Below are 26,660 nucleotides of genomic sequence, written 5' to 3'. Positions count from 1 at the left end.
CGCGCTTTGCGGGCTTTCTGTTATACCCAAATAACTATACCCAAAGAACTTGAAGAGGCGCTAACACGCCGATCTTTAAGCCGGAAGGGGATATTCGCTAGTTAGGTTAGGAGTCAGGTTTGAAGATCACAAAAAAATCATCCAAGGTTCAACAATTTTATGATCAGTTGGCGCGTGCAGCGTTTGCTGATCCCTTTTCATTTCTAGGCCCTTACATTCCCGCTGAACAAGGTGCGCTGCGAGTGTGGATGCCGGGTGCTGACAACGTCGCGTTGGTGGTTGAAGGACAAGCTCGTGTGGCGTTAGAGCGTGAAGGCGAGGGCGGCTTTGTGCTAAAAGATGGCCGTAATCTGCGTTTTACCCGCTACCAATTGGCTGTCGATTGGGCGGGTACCGAGCAGTTACTCGATGATCCGTATCAATATCACGGCCTCTACGCTGAATATGAAGATCTGCATACGCCAAAGCAGATGTATCACCATATGGGGGCGCAGTTTGTCACCCTAGAGCGTGATGGAAAAATGGTCTCTGGCGTACGTTTTCTGGTGTATGCCCCTCACGCTGCGGCGTGCAGTTTGATTGGTGCGTTTAACCATTGGGATGGGCGTCGCCATCCGATGCAGCGTCTCGATTACGGTATTTGGGGAATTTTTATCCCCGGCTTGCCGGAAGGCACGCAATACAAATTTGAGCTGAAAGGCCCACATGGAGAAGGTCTGCCGCATAAAGCGGATCCGTGGGGTTTTTATGCTGAGCAATACCCTTCTTTTGCTTCTGTGACTTATGATCACCGTCGTTATCAGTGGCAAGATACGGCTTGGCAGCAGCGCCCTGTGACTGAAAAGCGTAAACAAGCGCTCTCGTTTTATGAGCTGCACGTTGGCTCATGGAAGCGAGGCGAAAACGGTGAATTCCTCAATTATCGTGAATTGGCCGATCAATTGGTGCCTTATCTGGTTGAGATGGGTTATACCCATGTTGAGTTAATGCCTGTCGCTGAGCACCCATTTTATGGTTCTTGGGGCTATCAACCGGTTGGTCTGTTTGCGCCTACTAGCCGTTACGGCTCGCCAGATGATTTCAAATATTTTGTCGATTTGTGCCACCAAGCGGGGATTGGTGTGGTGCTCGATTGGGTGCCTGCGCACTTCCCGTCGGATTCTCACGGTCTGGCCAATTTTGATGGCACGCCCTTATTCCATGATCCGGATCCACGTCGCGGTTGGCACCAAGACTGGAACTCTTACATCTACGATCTTGGTCGCGAGCATGTGCGCCGTTTCTTAGTCGCTAATGCGCTGTATTGGTTTGAGATGTTCCATATCGATGGCATTCGCGTTGATGCGGTCGCATCGATGCTCTATCTCGATTATTCGCGTAGCCATGATCAATGGATCCCGAATGTTGATGGTGGACGCGAAAACTACGATGCGATTGCTACCTTCAAATGGATGAACGAGGAGGTGTACAAACACTTCCCGAATGCGATGACGATTGCCGAAGAGTCGACTGCGTTTCCTGGCGTTTCTGCCCCGACCTTTATGGGCGGCCTCGGGTTTGGTTTTAAGTGGAACATGGGCTGGATGCACGATAGCTTGTCGTATATCAAAGAGGATCCGGTGCATCGCAAATACCACCACAATACCCTGACTTTCCCGCTGATTTACGCGTTTAGTGAAAACTATGTGCTCTCTTTATCACACGATGAAGTGGTGTATGGTAAGCGCTCACTTATGTACAAAATGCCGGGTGATGAGTGGCAGCAAACCGCCAACTTACGCGCCTACTTGGGTTATATGTATGGTCAGCCGGGCAAAAAACTCAACTTTATGGGTACCGAGTTAGGACAGACTGCGGAGTGGGATCACGATGGTCAGTTGCAGTGGTTCTTAACGCAATTTGAGCGCCATGCCGGGATCCAGCGTTTGGTGCGCGATTTGAACCATCTGTACCAAGCCCAAACCGCGTTGCATCAGCTTGATTGCGATCCGCGTGGCTTCGAATGGCGCTTACAAGATAATGCCGATCTCAGCGTGATCGCCCATGAACGGATGGATGAAGCCGGCAACCGTGTGTTAGTGATCACCAACTTCACGCCTGTTCCACAGCAGGCATTTCGCTTAGGCGTTCCTAAAACAGGGAAGTACCGCTTGTTGCTCAATACCGATGCTAAGCAGTACAACGGCAGTGATTATCGGGTATTGCAGGATGTGAGCACTGAAGCGATCAGCAGTGAAGGTCTGGATCAATCGCTGCTATTGAGTGTGCCGCCGCTCGCGACGCTATTTTATCAATGGAGTGCGAAGTAGCTCTTCCCGTTTGTCGTTATATACCTTTCCTACTTGGAGCGGCAACGGCAAGTAGTTTGGGTATACCTTATGAAAAAAACCGCTGCGGCGGTTTTTTTGTTGATGCCCTACTCATGATCTTTTACCTGCAGCGCTAAGTGGTGAGTTGATCTTTCTGAATACGGGATCTTTGCCAAAGATCTCTGCTTCCTAAACTCGTGACTTTTTGCCCGCCAAGCAAGATCTTGCTCAGCGTTGGGCAGCTTTTTGCTTTGTTGATGGGGTTGTTTCTATAACTTATTGATTTTAAATAGTGTGAAAGTTGGCATCCCACTTGCTCTTTGTATCGCGACGGTGCGCAGAGCGCGTTAACTCATTCATTGACTTAAAAATGATTTATTGAAAGGAAATAGCCATGCCAACTCCATGTTATATCTCTATCGAAGGCCAAACTCAGGGTCTTATCACTGCAGGTGCATGTACTGCTGACTCTATCGGCGATTCATTCGTTGAAGGCCACGAAGATGAGATGCTGGTTCAGCAGTTTGACCACGTTGTGACTGTACCGACTGACCCACAATCTGGTCAGCCTTCAGGCCAACGTGTGCACAAGCCATTCAAATTCACTGTGGCGCTGAACAAAGCAGTTCCTCTGCTGTACAACGCGCTCTCTTCAGGTGAGAAGCTGAAGTCGGTTGAGCTGAAGTGGTACCGTACTTCTATCGAAGGCAAACAAGAAAACTTCTTCACCACTAAGCTGGAAAACGCGTCTATCATCGATATCCACTGTGAAATGCCACACTGCCAAGACCCAGCAAAATCTGACTTTACTCAGAATGTGACTGTGTCTCTGTCTTACCGCAAAATCACTTGGGACCACGTTAACGCGGGTACTTCAGGTGCGGATGACTGGCGTAAGCCAATCGAAGCGTAATTTACGCTGCGAGTATGTCGCTCACCTTCGGGTGGGCGGCTGTGAACCTTAAACCCAGAGTATCGTTTGGCGCGGTATTGTGGGTTTAAGGTTTTGCCATTTTTAATGTAGGGGAAGGAAAGGCAGGATGGCGACATTAGCGTACAGCATTGAGGTGGAAGGGCTGGAAGATGAGACTCTGGTGGTCAGAGGCTTCCACGGGCAGGAGTCACTCTCTAACAGTGTTTTTTTAGGGCAAGCCTGTTACGGGTTTCGCTATCAAGTGCAACTGGCGAGTCGGGCATCCAATCTGACTGCTGAGCAGATGGTCGATAAGCGTGCGGAGCTCAAGCTTTACCGTAATTCACAGTTGGTGCAGCGCGTGCACGGCATTGTACGTGCTTTCAGCCAAGGCGATATCGGCCATCACCACACCTTCTACGAACTCACTTTAGTGCCTGCCTTAGAGCGCTTATCCTTGCGCCACAACAGCCGCATCTTTCAAAAGCAAACCGTCCCTGAAATTCTCTCTATCTTGCTGCAAGAAATGGGCATCCACGATTACGCTTTTGCGCTCAAGCGTGATTGCGTGCAGCGTGAGTTTTGTGTGCAGTACCGCGAAAGCGACATCGACTTTCTGCACCGCCTCGCCGCTGAAGAAGGCTTGGTGTACAGCTTTGTCCATGAAGCGGGCAAACATACCCTCTATTTCAGTGATGCCAGTGACAGCTTAAGCAAACTGCCGGAGCCCATCCCGTACAACGCCTTAGCGGGCGGTACGATGGATACGCCGTATATCCACGGCTTAACCTATCGCACCCAAGCAGAAGTGAGCGAAGTTCAGCTCAAAGACTACAGCTTCAAAAAACCGGCGTACTCCTTCTTGCATACCGTACAAGGCACAGAGCTTGGCTATCAGCAAACCCGCTACCAACATTTTGATGCGCCGGGGCGCTACAAAGACGATGTGAACGGCGCCGCCTTTAGCCAAATCCGTTTAGACTACCTGCGCCGCCATGCCCATACTGCAACAGGGCAGAGTAACGAGCCGCTGCTGCGTGCTGGCTATAAGTTTGACCTACAAGAGCACCTTGACCCCGCGATGAACCGCGATTGGGTGGTGGTGTCGATTAACCACCAAGGTGAGCAGCCGCAAGCGTTACAAGAAGAGGGCGGCAGTGGTGCAACGACCTACAGTAATCAGTTCAGCTTAATTCCGGGGCATCTTCACTGGCGCGCTGAGCCACAACCCAAACCGCAAGTTGATGGTCCAATGATAGCCACGGTCGTCGGTCCTGAAGGCGAAGAAATCTTCTGTGATGAACACGGGCGGGTGAAAATCCATTTCCCGTGGGACCGCTACTCGAACGGTAACGAGCAAAGCTCCTGTTGGGTACGGGTGTCACAAGGTTGGGCAGGCAGCCAATACGGCTTTATCGCCATTCCGCGCATCGGTCATGAAGTGATTGTAGAGTTTTTAAACGGTGACCCTGACCAACCGATTATCACTGGCCGCACCTATCATGCGACCAACACACCGCCGTATACCCTGCCTGAGCATAAAACCAAAACTGTGCTGCGCACCGAGACGCACCAAGGGGAGGGCTTTAACGAGCTCAGTTTTGAAGACCAAGCAGGCAAAGAGCAAATCTACCTGCATGCGCAGAAAGACTTCGATGGTTTGATTGAAAACGACCACACCACGGTCATTCGTCACGACCAACACCTGACCGTTGAAAACGACCAGTTCACCGAGATTAAGCACAACCAACACCTGACGGTGGAGGGAGAAAGCCGTACGCTCGTCAAACTCGACAGCAGCAGCGAAATCGGCGGTTCATTGCAGCAAAAAATCGGCAGCAAAGCGATTTACGATGCGGGTACTGAGGTTCACCTTAAAGCGGGTAATAAACTGGTCTTGGAAGCAGGCAACGAGCTCACCATCAAAGCCGGCGGTAGTTTTATTAAAGTCGATGCTGGCGGTGTGCACGTCGTCGGCTCTGCTATTAACCTCAACTCTGGCGGCAGCGCAGGCAGTGGCTCAGGCTATGGCGGTAAAATGGCCGAGTTGCCACAAGGGGTGGATAAAGCTAAAACGCCGCAAGAGATTGAGCTAGCGGCGGTAACTCCCACTCAGCAGTCTATGTCGCCTTTACTTAAGGCGCGACAAATTGAAGCACTCAAAGGTCCTGCACCTGTGTGTGAAGTGTGTGAAGAGGCCAAGGGAAATTAATGCGTTCAACAAATTCCTTTGTCGTGCATAACTGGGTGAGCTCGGTTCCAGAGATGGAAATGGATACACAAGAAAGGCTTTACCTTTTGGTTGATGGTGCTCAAATCAGCCATCTAGCACAAGCCTTGTATCGTCTATCGGGTGAATTGGTTTTGGAGCCTTTGTACCTTTTTCCGCCTTTTGAGCAGCTTAAAGAGGTGTCTCCTTATCTCGTGTTAGCAACGGATACGGTTAAAACCTGGTTCCTTGAGCAGAATCAAGGGTTAGCTGGGTTCTTTTTTGCTTCTTTAGACTCTATTGAAGAGATTGCTGAACAACTGCGTCGTTTGATCCAAGTGGAGTCCCCTTATGGTTCAACGGTGTTTCTTAAAATGGCGAACAGTGAATGCGCTTATGTACTTTTGAGTACCCAATGCCAACCGCTGTGGAAAGTGATCAATCGAGCTTGGTTGCCGACACGTCAAGGTTGGCAATATGTGCAACGACCAGAACTGACGGAGACTCAAGACACTCCTGTGCGATTCAAGTTAACCGATGAGCAGTGGCAACGGCTTGGCAACATCACATGGCTTAATACCTTAGAAACGGTCGAGCGGCATGTGCAGCAGTGGTTCCCGGATTTAGCGCAGCAGTGGCAGTCTGACCCTGAACTATTTCATCGTCATGCTCAATGGGCTTACCAGCAGGGCTTTAGCAGTGAGCGAGATTTAATGCTGTTTTTTAATGTGTTGGGGTTTTTAGGTGTTGATGCTCTTGAAAAAGGGAAGTATCCCGAGATTGATCCTTTGTTGCATCAGGCTTCAAGTCGTACGCCTTCGCAACGCATTGAAGCTGCCGCAGAGCTGGCTTATCAACATTCACAATCATCACAGGAGGTACAAGGATGAGTAATCCCAATCAAGCTGCGAAAACAGGACAGACCAATGATGCGCAAAATCCCGCCAGTGCATGTCCTTTTAAACAGCCGTTAATAGGGATAATTCCTGTTCGTTACGCCTTTGATGTTTATGATGATCAAGGTCAAGCATTACACCCTTTACCCAAAGCGGATCGACAGTGGAAAGGTCAATTCTCTATCAAGCAGCGCAGTTACACTTTAAGGCAACTGCGTGATGGCTGGCTCTATGTCTATGATGAAACAGCAAAAACACTGCACGAATATGAAGTCGTTGGCTGCAAGTTGACCAAAATTGATTGGTCTGATGATGAGGCAAACAAACCCACTCACGAGCGCGGTTCGAAAGGTGAAAGCAAAAGCTGTTTACTCTATCCCGCCCAGCACACGCTCTCTATCGGTTATGCGCATCAACGATGGACGTGGCGAGTGTGTGAGCATATGCGCTCCAATACCAGCAGCCGTCATGCTGTGATGCGTAAAGTGAGCCTTAAACAGTTTGAGTCCAATGGTACTCACCCTCATGCGCATTTTGCTCAGTATCTTGAAGACTATGTGGCGGACATCGGGACGCCAGCAGAGCAGGATATTTTTAAAGATACCTGTACCCCTTCATTACCAGTAGAGAAAAGTGAAGAAGCGGTGAAAGGTACGGAATTCAAATTCGTTGCCGACAAAGCGGTGGTAAGCAGCAAAGATTATCTGCAAGATTTGCCGGAGCAAAACTGCGGTTTATTTGTGGCGCTGAATGACCCTTTAGCGGACGTGTCAGATTTATTTGTTACTTTTACTACCCAAGTAGCAAAGCGAACTAAAGCGGTTGGTGATGAAACGCAACAGCATAAAATGCAGATGGCAGAGCTGACACGCACATTAGGCCGAATTCGTCTTGAAGAAAAAGAAATTCCCGATTTTGTAAAACAAGATCCGATCCGTATTTTAGAGCTAGAAAGAGCCATTACTGAATATTGTGCTAAGGCAAAATTGGCCGAAATCGAATCTCATCATTTAGCCAGTGAAGGGCATTCCCCATCGGGAAACTATGCCTTCATGCAGCAGCAAGCGGAGCAGAAACTGGCGGAATTGAAAACACTCTATCGCTTTGAACCCACCAGTGCTCAGATGCGCAAGTGGCGCAAAAAAGACAACAGCTTTATTGATGAAGTGCGTTGGGCGGATTTAGATAACTTTTTGGTGGAGCATTACACCGAGCTCAAAGGATTGGATGAACAGATTAAACAACACTATGCGCAGTTTATGTCTGCCTTCAACCAGCTCGGCCTTGACCCGCTTCTGTTTGGTATGGATAACCAAGATGAGGTTCAGCAAGCGTATTTGTTAGCATTAACTAGCCAATTTTTAGTGGTGGTTACGCAAGTCAATCATGATGAAAAATCGCTTGAGATCCTAAAAAAAGATCTCAGTTTTGATTCACCGAAAAACCTCATGGCCCTCGCGTCAACCGGCTTTTCCCTGCAGGCAAATCAAGCCATTAACAACCATATCCAAGGGTTTAGCACCGCTTTTCTCTCTACAAGTAGTCCTAGTGATATGGTTGCGTTTTCGACTGCAATCGCTAACTGGGATACGTTCACGGGGGATGGACGTATTCAGGAGAAAGCATGGTTTAAGAAATGGATTGAACCCGTTCAATCGAGTTTTAGTGCACTGCAAAAAGCGGTCGCCAATCAAGCCAAAGAGAGTTGGCAAGCGGTGATGGAGTTGCTGTTTCCTTATCAGAACCAGCCTAAAGGAGGGACGCCCAGTTTGCTGGCTAACCTTCGTTTACTGTTGGTGGAAAGCCTAGTTCGAGAAGAGGCGGTGTTGCAACATAATCCCAAATATGCGGCTGAGCTTAAGCAATTTGAGACTAAGCTGAATGCCATTTTGCAAGAGATGAATGATGCTCTGGAACTCAAACCCGGTAATGTGAGTCCGAAAAACCATCAAATTGCGACCGCGCAATCCGCACAACGTAAGCTAGGGCAATTACTCAGTAGTGAACTGCCGATGATGCTGACGCTCAAAAACCAAGCGGCGATGAACACTTTTCAGCAGTCGGTAAATGAGAAACTGAGCGCGCTATCGAAAAACGTCAAAACCAGTAGCGCGTCGGTGAGTCAGAAACTGGGAGGATTAGGGGGCTTGCTGTTTGCGCTGAACCTATGGAATACCATGGCGGTTTTGGAGAACATCCGCTATAAGGTCGCACAATACCCCAGTTGGGATCCTTCGAAGAATCCGGCGTTGGGCGAAGCCATTTATGCCACTGGCTATACCATTGTGGCCGCTGGTGCCATCAGTGCGGGGCGCGCTTGGAAGACGATAACCAGTAATAAGCAACTTTTAGCACTTTCTCTTAAAGAAGTCTTAGGTGAGACATCCAGTCTTAAAGCCAAAGATGCCCTAAAAACTTTTTCTAAATCGATCGCTTTGGTGGCTACCGTGGGCATGATTGCCAGCGGGTTAGAGGCATGGGAAAGCTGGGGTAAGTTTAATGACAGCAGTAAAACCGAGCTTGAGCGCTTAGGCTATTTATTAAAAGGTGGAGCGACAGGTGCACAAATGCTGATTTTTGTTGCTCAAACAATGAGGTTGACACAGAACATCTTAGGTTTCTCATCAATTGCTGCCATCAATGCTGGCTGGATGCTCACCGGTTTTGCTGTGATTGGTATTGTCTATTTGATCGGGGTGATTTTGACCAATGTGTTTAAACGCTCAGAGTTAGAAATCTGGTTATCAAAATCGACGTGGGGAAAAGAGAGTGCTCATTGGGCAGTGGGCCAAGAATTGACCGAGTTAGAGCGCCTTCTCCATCGTCCGAGTCTTCGGTTGAGTCAAGTTACGCAACGTAAAGCAGCGCAATGGATGGATTCAGGTTCTTTACAATGGCAGTTAGAACTCACGTTACCCGATTATCTTAAGGGGCAGACGATAGGCTTACAAATCACCCGTTTGCCAGCGCAGCCGGCATATTATCAACGGCAAAGAGAGGCGGTAACACCAATACTCATCAATGAACAACAGGGCAAATGGAGTATTGAAGATAATCAGCCAGTGTATCGTATTACACTGGGTGGCAGTGAGAAGGATACTGTCGGAGTTTGCGTTGAACTGCCCCTGCGCTGGGTCCAGGTACAGCGTCTCAAATTTTGCGCCCGCGGAACTCACGCCGGAGAATTGGATTTACAATCTGCAGAGGCGAATGATATTGCCACAAGAAATCTCGTTGTAGGAAAGGGTTAAATGTTAATTGATAAACAAGAGTTAGAGTTGTTAAAGCAAAATTTGCACAGTAGTGAGGTGATCCATCAGTGGGAGTGTACAACAGGAGACATCAGTAATATGGCTCGCTGGTTTTGCGCTATTTTTGCTGGTTTTTTGCTTCCCTCACTGTTTCTTTTGTTTGGGGATATTGCTTTTAACAGCACAGAGTTTTGGGGCTTTATCAGCTTTGGCGCAGCGGGCATGGCCGCGGTGAGATATCTTTTTATGCCCGACCACCGTTATTGCTACAGTTTAACGAAAGCTGGGATTCATTATACGGATCAAGAAGTGATCCCAGATGCGGCCTACACTTTTGTGCGTGGTTTTGCTTGGGTGGGGATTGCGGTCTGTTTGTTAGCCTTAGCCGTCGTTGGCCCGTTAGCGTTTGTTGGTGCAGGCGGTTTTGCCCTGTTGGCTTTTGGTTTAACTAATTTTCGTCCAACGGTACATCAGAACGAGTTTTACTTTGCCGAGCAATTGATTGTTTTTGATCCCATCAAAGAAAAGATGCTGATCTTTAATACAGAATTAGTGAGAGACCCAATATTTATATTTATAGGGAAAGTTTATTTTAATTCATTTGATGAGAAAACCCGCGTTATGGCGTTAATAAAAAATGTGCACAATAATATCGATTATTGTCCGCTACAGCGGGTTAATGATCAATTTGAGCATCGTAAATATCATCAAGAGCTGAAAGAGGAATAGCTCAGAACCACTTACGCTCGGCGCCGCATTGCGGCGCTTTTGTTTTTCTCTGATTTGCACTTACACTCATCGTGTCAAGCCAATAAGAAATAAGGATAGATTATGGTCACAACAGGATATGCCGTCGTGCTGTGCGGCTGGTTGATTTATTTAGCCGTACAGGTGATTCGTCAGCGGCGTAAACATCAGGTGCTGTTTGCCGATGGTGGTGTGGATGCCTTAGTCCGGGCGCGCAGTGCGCAGAGTAATGCGACGGAATACATTCCCATTTTCCTAATCCTACTCGGTTTAGCTGAAATGAATGGCGTTAATGTATGGTGGATTCACGCACTCGGCGTGGCCTTTGTGGTAGGGCGGGTGTTACACGCTGATTCGATGTTTAAAGCCACCATTCCTAATCGTGTGCGCGGTATGCAGCTCACTTTTGGCTGCTTAGCGGTACTGATGGTGTTAAACCTATGGGTATTGCCTTATAGCAAGTTCTTCTATCCCCTTCCTACTTGAAGCTGCAGCGGTGTTGGCTTCGCTCGTTCACCCCAATCACAGAGTTTGTCTATGCTCATGGGGATGAACTCATTTGCCGCCTACCTGCAACTCCAAGTTGTTTGGGGATAAGTACTATTTCCGGTAAACAGTAAAGGGAGCGTTCGCTCCCTTTGCGGTTGCACGTTTATTGCTATCGAAATAACAGGTGCTTAAGTGGTGTACGTTCTAAGCCTTTCACGAGTAGATAAGTGGTGAGCAAAGTGCCAAATAGAACCAGTGTGTCTTTTTCTAATCCAGTAAGCCCTAAAAATCTGGCAAGGTTCATCATCATGATCACCACTAACAAGTGACTGACGTAAAAGCCGAGGATGCTTTGTGATAGTGAAAATACCCAAGGCTTTCGGCCTAGATCGGGTTTGGCGAGTAGGAAAAGAAACAGCCCAATTGCCCACAAAGCGGTGCCAAACAGATAATCATTGGTGTTAAACACCTGCCCGTGTTGATGTAAGCCATAGGCTTCGATGAAGTGAAAAGCCATTCCCAGCATCGCCAATAACAACGCAGAGCGCGATTGCCACAGGATGTGCCTTTCACGAATCAGATAACCGACCACGACAAACAAAGTGCTGAAAAATGGGCCGTTACGTGTATAGATGGGCGCACTCATGCCAGTGACGACGGCGCTGCTTCCTGCAAATTCACCGTAGAGGTATAACCCGATGGCAAACGGTAGCATCCAGTGTGTTTTTTGTTGGCGGATCAGCAGTGCCATGATGGCAACCGCAATCATCAGTGCAGGTAAAAACCAAAGGTGTACCAGTCCGCCTTCAAATAGTGAGTTAAGCGGGTGTTGCAGCAAAAATCCCCAATAACCTGAACGCTCAGCGAGATAGCCTTGATTAGCCACTACTTCAAGATTAAAAGGCATCAACAAGCTAATCACACTCCAAATCACCCATATCCTCAGTAATGGTGAGCAGTAATTACGCAAGGTTTGCATTGGGTTCTGGCTGAGTTTGGGTTGGAGCAAATAGCCCGAAATAAGGAAAAACAGTGGAACAGCAAAACGGGTGGATTGGTTAAATAAGTAGGCCACCCATGGTTCTTCATTGGTGTACCAATAAGTGGTAAACAGTTGGCAATGCAAAGCAATAATGGCCAGCATGGCGATCACTCGCCCAAGCTCAAGGCTGGCGATTTTCGGATGATTAGGCATAACGACACTCGGCAAAATGAAAAGGCCGACATTACGTTAATCAAATGGTCATTCTTTTGATTTCCATCGCCTTTTTTTGCTGTCAAAAAAGGAGATCGCCAATTTGCGATCCAGTACTCATCTGTGGTGATTAGATCACACTAAAACTAGAAAGCAGGAAAATACCAAGCGTACAGGTAAAGAGTGAAAACACAGTGGTCAGGGCGATAATATTGGCTGCCAGTGTCGCATTTCCACCCATGGCTCTTGCCATCACATAACTGGCTGCTGCTGTGGGCGCGGAGGTCATCAAAAAGAGTAGGCCGAGATCTAAGCCTCGAAAGCCAAGTAGCCAAGCGCCACCGGTAATCAGTAAAGGTGAGAGAATTAGCTTATAACCGGTCGCAAACCAGGCAGAATGGCGATCGTCTTTCAACGAGTTGAGATTCAGCGAGCCGCCCGTACAAAGTAGGGCCAGTGGCAAGGTCATATTGGCAAAGTAGTGGCCAGCATCAGTGACAATTTTAGGGATCGGTACACTGGCGAGATAACATAGAAAACCAAGCACAATCGAGATGATTAACGGGTTTTTGGTGAGTGTTTTAAACATCAATTTTCCCGCTTGCCAACCATTACTTTCTCCACGTGGTGTGAGAGCAATCACCGCCTGAATGTTGAACAAAATCGTGGTCGAGGCGACGTAGATAGCCGCAAGGGCGACCCCCGCGTTGCCATAAGTGTTGGCAACATAAGCCAATCCAATAATCGCGGTGTTGGCTCGAAAACCACCTTGCGTGATGACTCCCCAATCATGAGGTCTGTCGATCAGTTTTCGAGTGCTAAAGAGAGTGAAGAGAAAAAACAGCATATTGGCAATTAAGCTGTATACCACTAAGGAAGTGCTTGAGGAAAAATCGTGCTTTGAACTGACGATGCTCAAAAACAGCATCGCTGGAAGAGTGACCTGAAAAACAATCCGCGACGCGACTTCAATAAAATTCTCATTGATCAGGTTAATCCGTTTAAAAAGCACCCCCAAACCGAGCATAAGGCAGATGGGGCCTGTGATGGTGGCGGAAAACTGTAGTTGAGCAATGATGTCTGTCATATCAATCCTTTGGATATACGCTCGCAAGCTTTGCATTCTTCCACAGATCGCGGTGAAGACAAATTGGAATTTGCGGCAATTCTCAGTGAGCGATTTTTGTGCATCTAGCATCCAAGTGGTGAATAAGTTTTAAACGCTTGTATAACTTTCCTGATTGCAAAGTGTTCCAACAATGAATTTCAAATAATTTCAATATGTTAAATTTGTAATCGCGCTTTTGATAAGCTTAACAATTTTGCAATGATAATTATCTTTTCTGTTTAAATCTGTGGGATCATGGCGTCGCCTAAAGGCCCTCATAAGGAAAATAATAATGAACAGAAACGATAGTGTCCCTTTGCCCACCAATACCCGAGAATGGTTCCTTCATCGTAACAGCCTGATTGTTTTGGCGGATGTTGCACTCTTTCTCGCGCTCTACCATTTTCTCCCCTTTGAACACAATGTGGTGTTGGGGATCAGTATGCTCGCCTTCATTGCGGTGCTTTGGTTAACCGAAGCGCTGCACGTGACGGTCACCGCGATTCTTGTCCCCGTGATGGCAGTTTTTTTCGGTATTTTCGAAACCCAAGCGGCGCTGAATAACTTTGCCAACTCGATCATTTTCCTATTTTTAGGTGGTTTTGCACTGGCAGCAGCCATGCACCATCAAGGACTGGATAAAGTGATTGCCGATAAAGTCCTCGCAATGGCGCAAGGCAAAATGAGTGTGGCGGTGTTTATGCTGTTTGGTGTGACCGCGCTGCTCTCGATGTGGATCAGTAATACCGCCACAGCCGCCATGATGTTGCCTCTCGTGTTGGGGGTATTGAGTAAAGTCGATGCAGATAAACAACGCAGCACTTACGTGTTTGTTCTGTTGGGCGTCGCTTACAGCGCAAGTATTGGCGGTATCGCGACTCTGGTTGGTAGTCCTCCGAATGCGATTGCGGCGGCTGAGGTCGGCCTCTCGTTTACTGACTGGATGAAGTTTGGTTTACCGACGGCGATGATGATGTTGCCAATGGCGATTGCAATCCTTTACTTCCTGTTAAAGCCGACACTCAATGGCACGTTTGAATTGGACCGTGCTCCGGTCAATTGGGACAAAGGTAAAGTCGTTACCCTTGGTATCTTTGGTTTAACCGTATTTTTATGGATTTTCAGTAGCCCAATTAACGCTGCACTGGGTGGTTTCAAAAGCTTTGATACGCTGGTGGCGCTAGGAGCGATTTTAATGCTCAGCTTTGCACGTGTTGTGCATTGGAAAGAGATCCAGAAAACCGCTGATTGGGGCGTATTGCTGCTGTTTGGTGGCGGCCTGTGTTTGAGTAATGTGCTGAAACAGACCGGAACCAGTGTATTTTTAGCCAACGCTCTGAGCGATATGGTTTCCCATATGGGGATCTTCGTGGTGATTCTAGTCGTGGCGACCTTTGTGGTGTTTTTAACTGAGTTTGCGAGTAACACCGCTAGTGCGGCTCTGCTGATCCCTGTATTTGCCACCGTGGCTGAAGCGTTTGGCATGTCACCAGTGCTCTTGTCGGTATTGATTGCGGTTGCGGCCTCTTGCGCCTTTATGCTGCCAGTGGCAACCCCGCCGAATGCTATTGTGTTTGCCTCCGGTCATATCAAGCAGAGCGAGATGATGCGCGTTGGGCTTTATCTCAATATTGCATGTATTGGGCTGCTCACCGCGATTGCGATGCTATTTTGGCAGTAAGTCACTGTTTATAAAACGATAAAAAACGAGGCCCTTGGGGCCTCGTTTAGTTTTGTATTCCGTTTTGTGCAGAACAATCAGCAGAAAAATGAGTATTTACTGTTGATTGACAAAGGCTTTAAAGCGAGCTTTGGTCTCAGTATCCGCTTTGTTATACCAAAAGTGCAGCATTTCTTCGGCTGCAGCCATGGCCGTCGCATTGGAAATCTCTTGCTGAGCGATAGGCTGAACCGCCATTGAGCTGGTTAAGGCTGCCACGCCCCCTTTCTTATTATATTCAGCGGTTTCAAACTCAAAGTTACGTCCAATCTGCATGCCTTCTTTGATGAGACGATCCTGGCGAAGATCAATGGTCTTACCTTTTTGATCAAGCAGTTGCCACTGCATTGTTTTGATGGCTTTAGTCGCCTGCGGTGCATCTCGATACTTAGGCATATCAAAACGGAGCTCTTGGTTGGCAGCGTCAAAAGTCGCAATCACCACTTCACTATCGATGATGATACGATCATTGCCTTGGCTGAAATAAGGTGAGTAACGAAAGACAATTTGCTGTTCACCATCGTCCAATTCTAGCTTTTTCGTGGCATTAAAAAAGCCGCCAGAGAATTTAGGGCTGCTCCCATTCACAACCAGTAGATCAATTGTATCTGGGATCTCCATAGTGACTTTGGCACTTGCTGAAGCAGCAAAACAAAGGGCAAGCAAACAAGTAAGACGCTGCATTGATTTCATTTTTCAATCCTTTTTGGTGTATTTCGTTCTGTGACGAGTGCGGCAAAGGGTGCGCTTTTGATAGCGAAAAGGCAAGGTTTTCCTCTCACAAAGTGAAGCAAATTCACTGAAACTTAACAAGAAAACTGAGCTGGATGCATTTCGTACAAGATAAGGTATATGTGCTGCCAACCTGCAGTCTGATAGCGTAAATCAATTCATAATTCCAATTCGTTTTGTCAAAATTCTGAATTCTTGACTCAAGATTGCTTAATTTCTGCAACTCCTCGCGGGTTTCGGAAAATTAGCGACTTGTGACTCGAAAAGTGATTAATTTTTTTTCGCAAATAAAAAAGTCTCTCTGATACTGACGTTCGAGGCTGTCATGGATTTCATGCGTAGATTGGCAGCTTGTGTAAAAAGTGAAACATCTAAGGAAGAGAGATAAAACTTATGAATCGAATGACTTTGTGCGCCGCAAGTATCGCTTGTGCTTTAGCGAGTACCGCGATGGCAGCACCCTCGGCTCCTAGTGTTGACGTGTATGGGTCGAACAATCTGCAATTTTCGAAAATTGAACTCGCGATGGAAACCACCGCAGGTTACAACCAAATGGTCAAATACCATGAGGAAGCACCGATCACGCTCAAGTTCAACCAATGGAGCGGTGTGACGGGCAACACTTATAAAATCTATTTTGATGGGGTTGAAGTGGCAACTGGCCCTATCAGCGGTAGCCAAACTACCGCCAAATTTACCTATCCTAAGGGCGGCGTTTATCAATTGGTGATTGAAGCGTGTGACGCCACTGGTTGTACTAAGAGTGCACCAAGCGAAATCACTATTGCGGATACCGATGGTTCACACCTAAAACCATTGAAGATGAATGTAGACCCTAACAACAAGTCTTATACCATTCCCCAAAATACTGTGGTTGGCAGTTATTTTGTGGAGTGGGGGATTTATGATCGTAAATACACAGTGGATAACATCCCAGGTCAAAACCTGACCCATATTTTGTATGGTTTTATTCCGATCTGTGGTCCAAACGAATCGTTGAAATCGGTTGGTGGCAATAGCTTTAATGCTCTGCAAACTGCGTGTAAAGGTGTGCCAGATTTTGAAGTGGTCATTCACGATCCTTGGGCTGCATATCAAAAGAGTTTTCCACAAGCGGGTCACCAATACAGCTCACCGATCAAAGGTAACTACGCCATGCTGATGGCGCTGAAGAAAACCTATCCTGACCTTAAAATTCTTCCATCGATTGGTGGCTGGACACTCTCAGATCCCTTCTTTAGCTTTACCGATAAAGCGAAGCGTGATGTGTTTGTCGCTTCTGTGAAACGTTTCCTGCAAACGTGGAAATTCTACGATGGCGTAGATATTGACTGGGAATTCCCTGGCGGCGGCGGCCAAGCCCCAGATCTTGGTGATCCTGTAAAAGATGGTCCAGCATATATAGCATTGATGGCAGAACTGCGAGCTATGCTAGATGAGCTTGAAGCGGAAACGGGTCGTAAGTATGAACTGACGTCGGCTATCGGTGTTGGTCATGACAAGATTGAAGATGTGAACTACGGCCAAGCCGTTCAGCACATGGATTATATCTTCGCAATGACTTATGACTTCTACGGCGGCTGGAATAACGTACTGGGTCACCAAACGGCGCTGTACTGTGGTTCATTTATGCGCCCTGGCCAATGTGACGGTAAAGGCGTGGATGAAAATGGCGAGCCGTACAAAGGCCCTGCATACACGACCGATAACGGTATTCAACTGCTGCTCGCCCAAGGTGTTCCACCTAGCAAACTTGTTGTTGGTGCGGCTATGTATGGCCGTGGTTGGGAAGGTGTGACCCCGGCTTCACTGAAAGATCCTAACGACCCAATGACCGGCGTTGGTAATGGCAAGTTGAAAGGCACTAGTACACAAGGTGTTTGGGAAGCAGGCGTTATTGATTACAAAGGGATCAAAACTTACATGCTCGGCGCTAATAAAACTGGCGTGAATGGTTTTGAATACGGCTACGATGAGCAAGCAGAAGCACCTTGGGTTTGGAACCGTACTACCGGTCAGCTCGTCACTTTTGATGATGATCGCTCTGTGAAAGCAAAAGGGGCTTACGTACGTAACCTTGGCTTAGCGGGTCTGTTCTCATGGGAAATCGATGCAGACAATGGTGACATCCTGAATGCAATGCATGAAGGTTTAGCGGGTGGCACAACGACACCGCCAGTAAACAAAGCACCGGTTGCGAATGCTGGAGCGGACATCACGGTTACGGGGCCAGCCGCCGTATCTTTGGATGGCAGCGCTTCAAAAGACAGTGATGGAAGTATTGCAAGTTACTTGTGGGAGCAAACCGCAGGTCCTGCGGTGACCTTGACGGGGGCAAACAGTGCTAAAGCGAGTTTTAACGCTGCAGAAGTGACTGAGAAGCAGACGCTTACTTTCAAACTGACCGTGACAGATAACAAAGGCGCTACGGCAACCGATACTGTGGTGGTCACCGTCAATCCGAAGTCCACCACACCTGTGAACACGGCACCTGTTGCGGCAGTTTCTGCTCCTGCATCAGCCAAAGCCGGAGCAACAGTGGTGGTCGATGCTTCCGCGTCGAGTGATGCTGACCAAGATCCGCTGAGTTTTACTTGGGATCTGCCTGTCGGCATTAACGCCACCGTGCAAGGAGCCAAAGTGACGTTTGTCGCCGGTGAGTATAGCCAAGACACCAGCTTAAGCTTCACTGTGACGGTAAGTGATGGTAAAGCGACCAGCAAGGCGTCAACCTCAGTATTGGTTGAGAAAAAAGTTGGCGGTGGTGATGCGTGTACTAACTTGTGGAATGCCGATGCCATTTATACTGGTGGTCAGAAAGTGACTTGGGCAGGTAAGACGTGGGAAGCCAAATGGTGGACCCGCGGAGAAGACCCAAGTAAGTCAGGCCAGTGGGGTGTATGGAAAGACCTCGGTGCCGCGAGTTGTTCTACTCATTAATCGGCTGCATCTGAGCTGGCCTCAGACGTAACGATTCTCAACAGATAAGAGAGGCTCTGCACAGGCAGAGCCTCTTTCTATTGGTGCACTCTCGCCATGCATTCGTCGTAAAGGGAATTGCCATTCTCTTGCTGGATAAGGGAATAGCGTGATGCGACCCCTTCCCCAAAGCACAAACAGCGGCAAAGCAAAAGAGGCGTCGCTGCGTTGAACAGGCTTTGTTTTTGGACTGAGTCAGCCTTATTTTTCTGGTTAATTTGCTCAATTTCTCTCTCATTCTCACTGATTGGGAATGCAATCCTTTAATTCTTCTCTATTTCTCGATATACAAGAATCAAGATTTGAGGTGCCCACCATTAAAGGCTAAAAAGCACACATGAACGAAACAAAGATTTCAGCAAACCAAGTTAATGAAAAATCACTGCAATTGCTGATGCAAGTCGCAGTAAACCCAGAACCTGTCTCTGCAAAAGGACTCAGTGAACAACTGCAAGTACCGCTTAGTAGCCTGTATCGACATTTGAAGCTGCTGAAAGAGTGGAACTTGATTGAAGAGAGTCCGCACGACAAAACCTTGATCATCGGTCCGGCGGCATTGCTGCTGATGAGAAGTTACGAAACCAGCCAACATAACCTCGATGCGGTTGAAGCTGTGTTAAGTCGTCTACAAAAACAGACTGGGGAAATGGCCGCGTATATGGTGCCTGTCGGTTATCGAGCCCTATGCGTTAGCCAAAGAGAAAGTATGCAGGCGCTTCGATGCAGCTTCGTCCAGGGTCAAAGTCAACCACTGCTTCGAGGTGCCTCATCTAAAGTAATGTTGGCGTACATGCCTGCAGCTCGTTGTGAAAAGATCCTGCGTTATTTTGGCGAAGATCCGACGTTAGACAAGTGGCAGAGCGAGTTTGAAAAAATACGTCGTCATGGATATGCCGTGAGTACCTCTGAAATTGATCCCGGTGTTTCGGGGATCAGTGCTCCGGTGATGAAAGGGAGTAAGTTGATTGGTGCAATTTCGGTGATGGCTCCAGCCCACCGAGTCGAAAGCAACAAGCAACGGATAATTTTACATGTATTGCAAGCCGCACGGGCGTTGCCACCAGAAAGGTAATTGATCATGCTTAGCTTATTCAAACGCTACCGTTTACATCGTACATCCAGTCATCCAACGTCTACGTTTGGCTTTATGACCGTGTGTCAGCGCGTAAAGCCGATGTCGCTGGTAGAGTTTGAGTTTGCGCAGCAAAGCCTAGATGTCGCTTCAGATTGGTTGTATCAGCAGCAATCTACGCCGAAATACGCCGATGCCAGTCATTATGTGTTGGATGGCCAAACTCAGGCTAAATACCAACAAGCCTTGAATCAATCCGTGGCGTTGGGAGTTATTCCTGTTGGATTTGCTAACTGCCATGAAATTCTATTGCACAGTTTGCCTGCGTTAACGCAAGACGGCGCCAGTGTAGGAATGGTGCATATCGGACATGGCTTTGAACTTAAGCAAACACTGGATCTGCAAGTGGGCAGCGCTTTTCACTTTGCTTTATCGCGTTTTGCACAAGCTAAGCTGTTTTGTATTGGGATTGATACAGAGCACACCCACGCCCAGACCTTAGAGTATGCCGAGGATCTGGGGTGCGATTGGGCCAGTCATGAAGAGTGTGGTTTTTTAAATCGCACTCAACTCAAAGCCCAACTGAGTAGTTATATTGAACACTGTGAGCAGTTGGTGATCAATATTGACCTTGCTTCTTTAGTCCCTGGGAACGGTTTGGAAACCCATAAGGTTTTGGACAATCAAGTGGTGTTACGTGTGCTGCGACAAATGGTACTGTCTGGCAAAGTTCGTTACATCCAGTTGGTCGGCGCAAAAGATAAGCTGATTTACTCAAAGCAGGCCAAAGAAATTGTCGATGAACTGATAAATCTGGTCCCGCACTTGGTGCATGCAGCGTAATTTTTTACTCATTCCCAATCAAAAGTAGGGCGCAATCTTGAAAGAGATTTCGCCCTAATTCTTTGTTTTATTTTATTATTGTCATTTTTTAGCAACAGAAATTTCACCGAGCAGTCATCTTGGGCAGCTACTCTTGCGCAACATCTAATTAACCTGAATTCTCAGGATATAAACATAAAGTCAAGGAGCCCCCAATGTGGAAGCGTGATGAGCAAGAATCCCAGTTTAGTGAAATGATTGAAGCGCAACTGTCTAGACGCCATTTTTTAGCAGGTAGTGCGGCAGTGAGTGCCGGTTCGTTTTTAGCCTTAAATCCGGTTGCGAGTGCGGTGGCTGCGCCATCTAAATCAAGCCTACTTAATTTCTCAGCGATTCCTGTTTCAACAGAAGATAAAGTGATTGTACCTAAAGGCTACAAAGCAACACCGCTGATGTCTTGGGGCGATCCTATTTTTGCTAATGCACCTGAATTTGATCAAAGCGGCAAGCAAGACTCAAAAGCACAAGAGAAACAGTTTGGCGATAATACAGACGGTATGAGTTTTTTCCCGATCAGCGAAGATCGCGGTGTGCTCGCGATCAACAATGAATACACCAACTACGAGTATCTGTTTGATCATCAAGGTAAAGCGATGACTGCGGATGATGTACGTAAAGCGCAGGCAGCACATGGTGTGACTATCGTGGAAATCACCAAGCGAGGAAATACTTGGCAAATTGATCGCTCCGGAAAACGCAACCGTCGTATCACAGCTTATACACCTATGTTGATGACAGGCCCTGCTGCTGGGCATGATTTATTGAAAACTCGTGACGATCCAACTGGGCTTAATCCACTGGGTACTTTCAATAACTGCGCAAATGGTTTAACGCCTTGGGGTACCTATTTAACTTGTGAAGAGAACTTTAACGGCTATTTTGGTTCTGACGATGAGCAAGTAAAACTCAGTGATCAACTGAAGCGTTATGGCGTGAAAGCTGAACAATCGGAATACCAGTGGCATAAACATGATCCTCGCTTTGATGTTGCAAAAAATCCTAATGAGCCCAATCGCTTCGGTTGGGTAGTGGAAATTGATCCGCATAATCCTAACTCAACGCCACTAAAACGCACGGCTTTAGGACGCTTTAAGCACGAAAATGCTGAGCTTGTCGTTAATAATGATGGATATGTAGTTGTTTATTTAGGTGATGATGAGCGTGGTGAACATATCTACAAGTTTGTTTCGAAATATCGCTATCAAGCTGGCAATGATGAGCAAAACCGTAAACTGCTTGAGGAAGGTACACTTTATGTGGCCAAATTCGATATCAACGATAACGAATTGAAAGGTAGCGGACGCTGGATGGAGCTGAGCTTTGGCAAGAATGGTCTCACTCCTGAAAATGGCTTCAAAGATCAAGCCGAAGTGCTGATTTTTGCTCGCCAGGCGGCGACCCAAGTGGGGGCAACGACCATGGATCGTCCAGAATGGGTGGCAGTGCATCCTGATAAAAAGCATGTGTTTTGTACGCTTACCAACAACAGAAATCGTGGTAAAGAAGGTCAACCTGTTGGTGGCCCTAACCCACGCGAGAATAATAACTACGGACAGATCGTTCGTTGGATGCCAGCACAAGGGGATCACACCAGTGACGTGTTCGCTTGGGATCTCTATTTAATTGCCGGTAACCCTACCGTTCACGCTGGAACGCCATACGCTGGAAGTGAAAATATTTCAGCAGAGAATATGTTTAACAGCCCAGATGGTATTGGTTTTGACGCGGCAGGTCGTTTGTGGATCCAAACCGATGGTAATTACTCTAACCAAGGTGACTTTGCTGGGCAGGGGAATAACCAAATGCTGTGTGGCGACCCAATCACGGGTGAAGTGAAACGCTTCTTAACAGGCCCCATCGCATGTGAGATCACGGGATTAACCTTTAGCCCTGATCACAAAACCATGTTTGTTGGTGTTCAGCACCCAGGTGAGGAGGCTGCTCCATCGCATTTCCCTTACGGTGGTACAAGCAAACCTCGTTCAACCATTATGATGATCACCCGTGATGATGGCGGTGTGATCGGCGCATAAAACGTTTTCAATTACCCTTTTCATCCCAAGAAGAATCAGCCTCTTCTTGGGATGTTTTTTTCCAGCAAATTGACACGATATTGGCATTACCGAATAGAGGTTTTCTACAATGCCCATACTGTATTTGATTGGAGAATGGTTATGAAAGCACGCATCATGAGCTGCAAACGTGCCTTGGTTTTACTGCTGACATTTATCCTTCTATTAATTCCTTTAACTCTGTTGTCGCTGCAGTTGGATTTTACGCAACCTGTGAGTGATTCAGTTGGCCGAGCAATGACGTACTTAACGCATTCTGCAGGTAAAGAGGGCTTTCTATTCACATTGCTTTTTTTGGTGTGCTGGGTTGGGTGGCGTTGCCAAATTCCTCGTCATCAATGGCTGAATAAATCCATTCAATTAATGCTGTTACTTGGTTTAGCCATGGTGCTGAAAGTGGGTATGAAAGCGGTTACTCAAGAGCCGAGGCCATACACGGAACTGATGACCCAATCCTTGCTGCTGCCTAATGCGGGCCATTTCTATAAGTTAGCGCAACCCAAACAAGAAGCCTTACTGTTGGAGATGGAAGAGAAAGTGAGCCCTTGGCGGGTGATGCACTGGCAGGGCGAAACAGATTTTTCTTTCCCATCTGGGCACACGGTGTTTGCGATGGTCTGTTTACTCTATTTTGGTAGCTTATTGGTGGAAAAAAAGCGCTATCTCAGTCTCGGTACGCTGCTGATTTGGGTGAGCGGAGTCGCGTATAGTCGATTGTGGCTTGGTATGCACCATCCGGTGGATCTGCTTGGTGCAGCTTTGTTGGTCGGTGTATTGTACTTATTGGTTCCGCAGCAATATTCATTGCAACACCCACGTTTTAAGCCGTGGTTACGACGTTGGCATCTGGTATAAAAAATGGGCATTTAATGCCCATTTTTTCTTTTCATTAATCACTTAGCTTAGGTTAAGCGCGCTTTTCATGCTCTGCTTGGCATACGGCTGCCGTGAAGAGTACGTCGGTTGAGCTGTTCAGAGCTGTTTCGGCTGAGTCTTGAATCACGCCGATGATGAAACCTACCGCAACAACCTGCATCGCGATGTCATTGGAGATCCCAAACAAACCACACGCGAGTGGAATAAGGAGCAATGAACCGCCCGCCACTCCAGAAGCACCACAAGCCGAGACCGCTGCAACCACACTGAGAAGTAATGCTGTCATCAGATCCACTTCAATACCCATGGTGTGTACCGCAGCAAGAGTCAGTACTGTGATAGTAATTGCTGCGCCCGCCATGTTGATAGTCGCTCCCAATGGGATAGAGACTGAGTAAGTATCTTCATCGAGTTTGAGTTTTTCGCACAGTGCCATGTTGACCGGAATATTGGCAGCACTTGAACGCGTGAAAAATGCAGTAACCCCACTTTCACGTAGGCATTGTAAAACCAGAGGGAAAGGGTTACGGCGAATTTTGTAGTAGACAATCATTGGATTGACGACCAGAGCGATAAAGGCCATTGCGCCAAGTAGAACCGCCAGCAACTGCGCATAACCAACAAGTGCATCAAAGCCTGTGGTAGCAAACGTTGAAGCCACTAAGCCAAAAATACCGAATGGTGCGAGACGAATGATAAAACGCACGATTTGGGAGATGCCGTGGCTAAGGTCTTCAAACACCGTTTTGGTGGTCGATGAAGAATGGTGCAGTGCCAAACCTAAACCCACGCCCCAAGCTAGAATGCCGATGTAGTTCGCATTCATCAAAGCGCTGACTGGGTTATCGACCAGCTTAAACAACAAGGTGTTGAGTACTTCTGCAATGCCTTGTGGCGGTGTTGCGCCTTCAACTCCGGTTGCGAGTGCGAGCGTGGTCGGAAATAGGAAACTTAAAATAACCGCGGTCAGTGCTGCTGAAAAGGTGCCAAATAGGTACAGCACAACGATTGGACGCATGTAGGTGTGTTGGTTTTTCTTCTGGTTGGCGATGGAAGAAGCCACCAAAATAAACACGAGCACTGGAGCAACGGCTTTCAGTGCGCCTACGAATAAATTACCAATTAATCCCACTTTTTGAGCGTATTCTGGTGAAAAAGTAGCCAGCGCTGCACCTAATAGGATGCCGGCTAAAATTTGTAAGACCAGATTTCCACGCACCAAACGGGCTAGAAACGAGTTGTTCTGCATAGTTATCCCTGCGAATCATAAAAAATTTGAATTATTGTAGCTTCAGTCATTAATCCTGAAGGGCTCCAATATTAACCGCACAAGATAATGTGTCTACCGATAATTGATATTTGCCGTGATAAGTTGTGTATTTTGAGAGGAAGTAAGTAATTTGTTGCTTAACGTTGATAATGCAGGGATTCCTTATCGTTTTTGTTGTCTGGGTATAACAAGGGCAACAAAAAAGGGTGAATCCATCACCCTTAATTTTTGAGATATTCGCTTCCAACTTGAAACTCTCGCACTTTGGACTGCAATCTGGTCGAAGGTTTGTTGTTGAGCGAGGTATGCATCCAAGAGGCTTAGTGTGAGCTGTGCTCAGCCATACCGGACATCACTTTTTTCACCGGTGCTGTAATCATTTGCTTCTCACCGTTTTTAAATGTGATTTCCACTTCGATGTTCTCGCCTTCTTGCAGTGGCTTTTTCAATTCAAGCAGCATGATGTGAAAACTGCCCGGTTTGAGCACTAAAGTCCCTTGAGCGGGGATCACAAACTCAGGAACTTGGCGCATTTTCATCACATCGCCTTCTTTAATGACGTCATGCAGCTCCACTTTGGCAGCCACTTCGCTGCTGGCGGAAACAATGTAGCGCTCCACATCACTGTGGTTCATGACTTCACCAAAAAAGGCGCTATTGACTGCGGCAGGCGGAGTCGCGCGCGCATAAGCTTGGTGAATCATGATGTCTGATTGAGCTAAGGCAGATGTACTAAGCAGCAGGCTAGAAAGAAGCAAGGTATTCAGTTTCATTAAATTATCCTTTTTATTGAATGATTTTCTTTATGGCATCCACGATGGGTGTGGGGTCTTGGGTATGCGGCACTTTATTGATCAAGGTGCCATCCGGCTGCAAGAAATAGAAATAAGAGCTGTGATCTAAGGTGTATTTCAGCTCCGAATTGGGCAATTCGGTTTTACGAAAAATCACACCGTACTTTTGCGCAATCTGGTTGGTGGTTGCAACGGAGCCAGATAAACCTTCAATCATTGGATGAAAGTAGTGGGCGTATTGTGCGGCGAGTTTGGCATCATCTCGCTCTGGATCAAGGGAGATAAACATCGGGCGTAACTGCGCCTTCGTTTTATCATCGACTTGGTTTAAGGCTGCGGAGAGCATAGCTAAAGAGGTTGGGCAGACATCTGGACAACGTGTAAAGCCAAAATAGACAATTCGAATTCGTGGGTCGGCTTGATCGAAAATGGCGACAGCTTGCTGATTTTCTCCCGATAAGGTCAGTGGGGTAGTCACCTGTGCGGCTAATTTGTGTTGGCTATCCAAATAGGCTTTGACACCAAATCCTAGGGTAAACGCCACCACTAATATCAATGACCAATTCTTACTCATCGTTCCATCCTAATTGCTGGGTAAACCGTCTGTTTGCCATCGCTAAGCTCACCAATCCAAGTCATCGCATCCGAAGTACAAACGGGCAGAATAATGTCGGCGCTGTATAGGCCATCACCGTTGGAGGATAAAGAAAACTTGGCACTGCCCATATTCATCTCAAGTCCCTCTAAAGTGAGGATCAAATTTTGTGCATCCGTATTGGGCCAGTGTACGGTGAGCCGATTGGCAACTAATGGGTGGGCTTTATCTTGAGCTAGGGTCATGGTGACACCCGCTTGCTCACAGCTTTGCTGTGATAGTTGACAGTAATCGTTAAGATCAGGTTGAGGCGACTGGAACCAAGCAACAAGGTCGCTGGCAAAAAAGCCAGCCCCAAGAGCCAGCAGGATCGCAATCCCTTTCAGTGCGTTCATCACATCGTATTCCGAAGTTGCGTGAGTGGGGAAGATGTTAGCATGCTCTCTATCCGTTTCGAGATTGAACACCGAGGAAATGTGCCGTGGCTCTTAGAAAAATCAAGGTGATATTGTCTTTCTACTTGCAGAAACCGCAGTTCTAGTAAGGTAACT

20 protein-coding genes are annotated in these 26,660 nt (G+C 47.3%); 13 read left to right on the top strand and 7 right to left on the bottom strand.

Annotation, left to right across the window (positions count from 1 at the left end; all coding sequences use genetic code 11):
• The first annotated feature begins 119 nt into the window (after window positions 1-119).
• The 7 genes from glgB (at window position 120) to R4537_RS05215 (ending at window position 10,811) form a co-directional block, all read left to right on the top strand.
• Window positions 120-2,309, top strand: a complete 2,190-nt coding sequence (gene glgB / locus R4537_RS05245) for a 1,4-alpha-glucan branching protein GlgB (RefSeq protein ID WP_071178898.1) — start codon at window positions 120-122, stop codon at window positions 2,307-2,309.
• A 394-nt stretch (window positions 2,310-2,703) separates the two neighbouring features.
• Complete coding sequence (gene hcp-2 / locus R4537_RS05240; protein ID WP_071179114.1) at window positions 2,704-3,222, top strand: type VI secretion system effector Hcp-2; 519 nt, start codon at window positions 2,704-2,706, stop codon at window positions 3,220-3,222.
• A gap of 127 nt (window positions 3,223-3,349) precedes the next feature.
• On the top strand, window positions 3,350-5,434 hold the full coding sequence (locus R4537_RS05235; RefSeq protein ID WP_338952776.1) for a type VI secretion system Vgr family protein: 2,085 nt from the start codon (window positions 3,350-3,352) through the stop codon (window positions 5,432-5,434).
• Complete coding sequence (gene vasW / locus R4537_RS05230) at window positions 5,434-6,321, top strand: type VI secretion system accessory protein VasW (protein ID WP_071179469.1); 888 nt, start codon at window positions 5,434-5,436, stop codon at window positions 6,319-6,321. The genes R4537_RS05235 and vasW overlap by 1 nt, the downstream gene beginning before the upstream one ends.
• Window positions 6,318-9,578: a T6SS effector BTH_I2691 family protein gene (locus R4537_RS05225; protein WP_071179468.1), complete on the top strand. Its 3,261-nt coding sequence runs from the start codon at window positions 6,318-6,320 to the stop codon at window positions 9,576-9,578. Before vasW ends, R4537_RS05225 begins: the two co-directional genes overlap by 4 nt.
• A complete protein-coding gene (locus R4537_RS05220) occupies window positions 9,579-10,307 on the top strand; it encodes a hypothetical protein (protein WP_071179467.1) in 729 nt (242 codons plus the stop codon).
• Window positions 10,308-10,409: 102 nt separating this feature from the next.
• Window positions 10,410-10,811: an MAPEG family protein gene (locus R4537_RS05215; RefSeq protein ID WP_000258882.1), complete on the top strand. Its 402-nt coding sequence runs from the start codon at window positions 10,410-10,412 to the stop codon at window positions 10,809-10,811.
• A gap of 172 nt (window positions 10,812-10,983) precedes the next feature.
• On the opposite strand, the gene R4537_RS05210 is transcribed toward R4537_RS05215, so the two are convergent.
• Together R4537_RS05210 and R4537_RS05205 are read right to left on the bottom strand one after the other, a co-directional pair.
• Window positions 10,984-12,009 carry an acyltransferase gene (locus tag R4537_RS05210; protein ID WP_071179466.1) on the bottom strand — a complete coding sequence of 342 codons (1,026 nt, stop codon included), beginning with the start codon at window positions 12,007-12,009 and terminating at the stop codon, window positions 10,984-10,986.
• Window positions 12,010-12,139: 130 nt separating this feature from the next.
• On the bottom strand, window positions 12,140-13,096 hold the full coding sequence (locus tag R4537_RS05205; protein WP_071179465.1) for an AEC family transporter: 957 nt from the start codon (window positions 13,094-13,096) through the stop codon (window positions 12,140-12,142).
• Window positions 13,097-13,409: 313 nt separating this feature from the next.
• Here R4537_RS05205 and R4537_RS05200 point away from each other — a divergent pair, with 313 nt between their 5' ends.
• Entirely contained in the window at window positions 13,410-14,798 is a 1,389-nt protein-coding gene (locus tag R4537_RS05200; RefSeq protein ID WP_001081270.1) for an SLC13 family permease, read from the top strand.
• Between the two features lie 96 nt (window positions 14,799-14,894).
• Here the strand turns inward: R4537_RS05200 and R4537_RS05195 are convergent, their stop codons facing one another.
• Window positions 14,895-15,530: a DUF2057 family protein gene (locus R4537_RS05195; protein ID WP_071179464.1), complete on the bottom strand. Its 636-nt coding sequence runs from the start codon at window positions 15,528-15,530 to the stop codon at window positions 14,895-14,897.
• Window positions 15,531-15,962: 432 nt separating this feature from the next.
• On the opposite strand from R4537_RS05195, the gene R4537_RS05190 reads away from it, so the two are divergent.
• The 5 genes from R4537_RS05190 to R4537_RS05170 all read left to right on the top strand — a co-directional run bounded on the left by R4537_RS05190 (window position 15,963) and on the right by R4537_RS05170 (window position 23,429).
• A complete protein-coding gene (locus R4537_RS05190; protein WP_080483592.1) occupies window positions 15,963-18,509 on the top strand; it encodes a glycosyl hydrolase family 18 protein in 2,547 nt (848 codons plus the stop codon).
• A gap of 376 nt (window positions 18,510-18,885) precedes the next feature.
• Window positions 18,886-19,620: an IclR family transcriptional regulator gene (locus tag R4537_RS05185; protein ID WP_001006058.1), complete on the top strand. Its 735-nt coding sequence runs from the start codon at window positions 18,886-18,888 to the stop codon at window positions 19,618-19,620.
• A gap of 6 nt (window positions 19,621-19,626) precedes the next feature.
• Window positions 19,627-20,463 (top strand): arginase family protein, encoded by an 837-nt coding sequence (locus R4537_RS05180; protein ID WP_071179462.1) that lies wholly within the window; start codon window positions 19,627-19,629, stop codon window positions 20,461-20,463.
• Window positions 20,464-20,657: 194 nt separating this feature from the next.
• On the top strand, window positions 20,658-22,535 hold the full coding sequence (locus R4537_RS05175) for a PhoX family protein (protein ID WP_071179461.1): 1,878 nt from the start codon (window positions 20,658-20,660) through the stop codon (window positions 22,533-22,535).
• A 141-nt stretch (window positions 22,536-22,676) separates the two neighbouring features.
• Window positions 22,677-23,429, top strand: a complete 753-nt coding sequence (locus R4537_RS05170) for a phosphatase PAP2 family protein (RefSeq protein WP_071179460.1) — start codon at window positions 22,677-22,679, stop codon at window positions 23,427-23,429.
• 52 nt (window positions 23,430-23,481) lie between these two features.
• Here the strand turns inward: R4537_RS05170 and sstT are convergent, their stop codons facing one another.
• From sstT to R4537_RS05150, 4 genes are all read right to left on the bottom strand, one after another.
• A complete protein-coding gene (gene sstT / locus R4537_RS05165) occupies window positions 23,482-24,699 on the bottom strand; it encodes a serine/threonine transporter SstT (protein ID WP_071179459.1) in 1,218 nt (405 codons plus the stop codon).
• 341 nt (window positions 24,700-25,040) lie between these two features.
• Complete coding sequence (locus tag R4537_RS05160; RefSeq protein ID WP_000774101.1) at window positions 25,041-25,493, bottom strand: copper chaperone PCu(A)C; 453 nt, start codon at window positions 25,491-25,493, stop codon at window positions 25,041-25,043.
• A 13-nt stretch (window positions 25,494-25,506) separates the two neighbouring features.
• Entirely contained in the window at window positions 25,507-26,088 is a 582-nt protein-coding gene (locus R4537_RS05155; protein ID WP_071179458.1) for an SCO family protein, read from the bottom strand.
• The gene (locus R4537_RS05150) at window positions 26,085-26,504 is read right to left on the bottom strand and encodes a hypothetical protein (RefSeq protein ID WP_000992654.1); all 420 of its coding nucleotides are present in this window, start codon (window positions 26,502-26,504) and stop codon (window positions 26,085-26,087) included. Before R4537_RS05150 ends, R4537_RS05155 begins: the two co-directional genes overlap by 4 nt.
• Between the last annotated feature and the right edge of the window lie 156 nt (window positions 26,505-26,660).

It is taken from the genome of Vibrio paracholerae (assembly GCF_037672085.1).
Taxonomy (GTDB): Bacteria; Pseudomonadota; Gammaproteobacteria; order Enterobacterales; family Vibrionaceae; genus Vibrio; species Vibrio cholerae.
The sequence above is the reverse complement of the archived record's forward strand: the minus strand, read 5'-3'. Positions and strand labels throughout refer to the sequence as shown.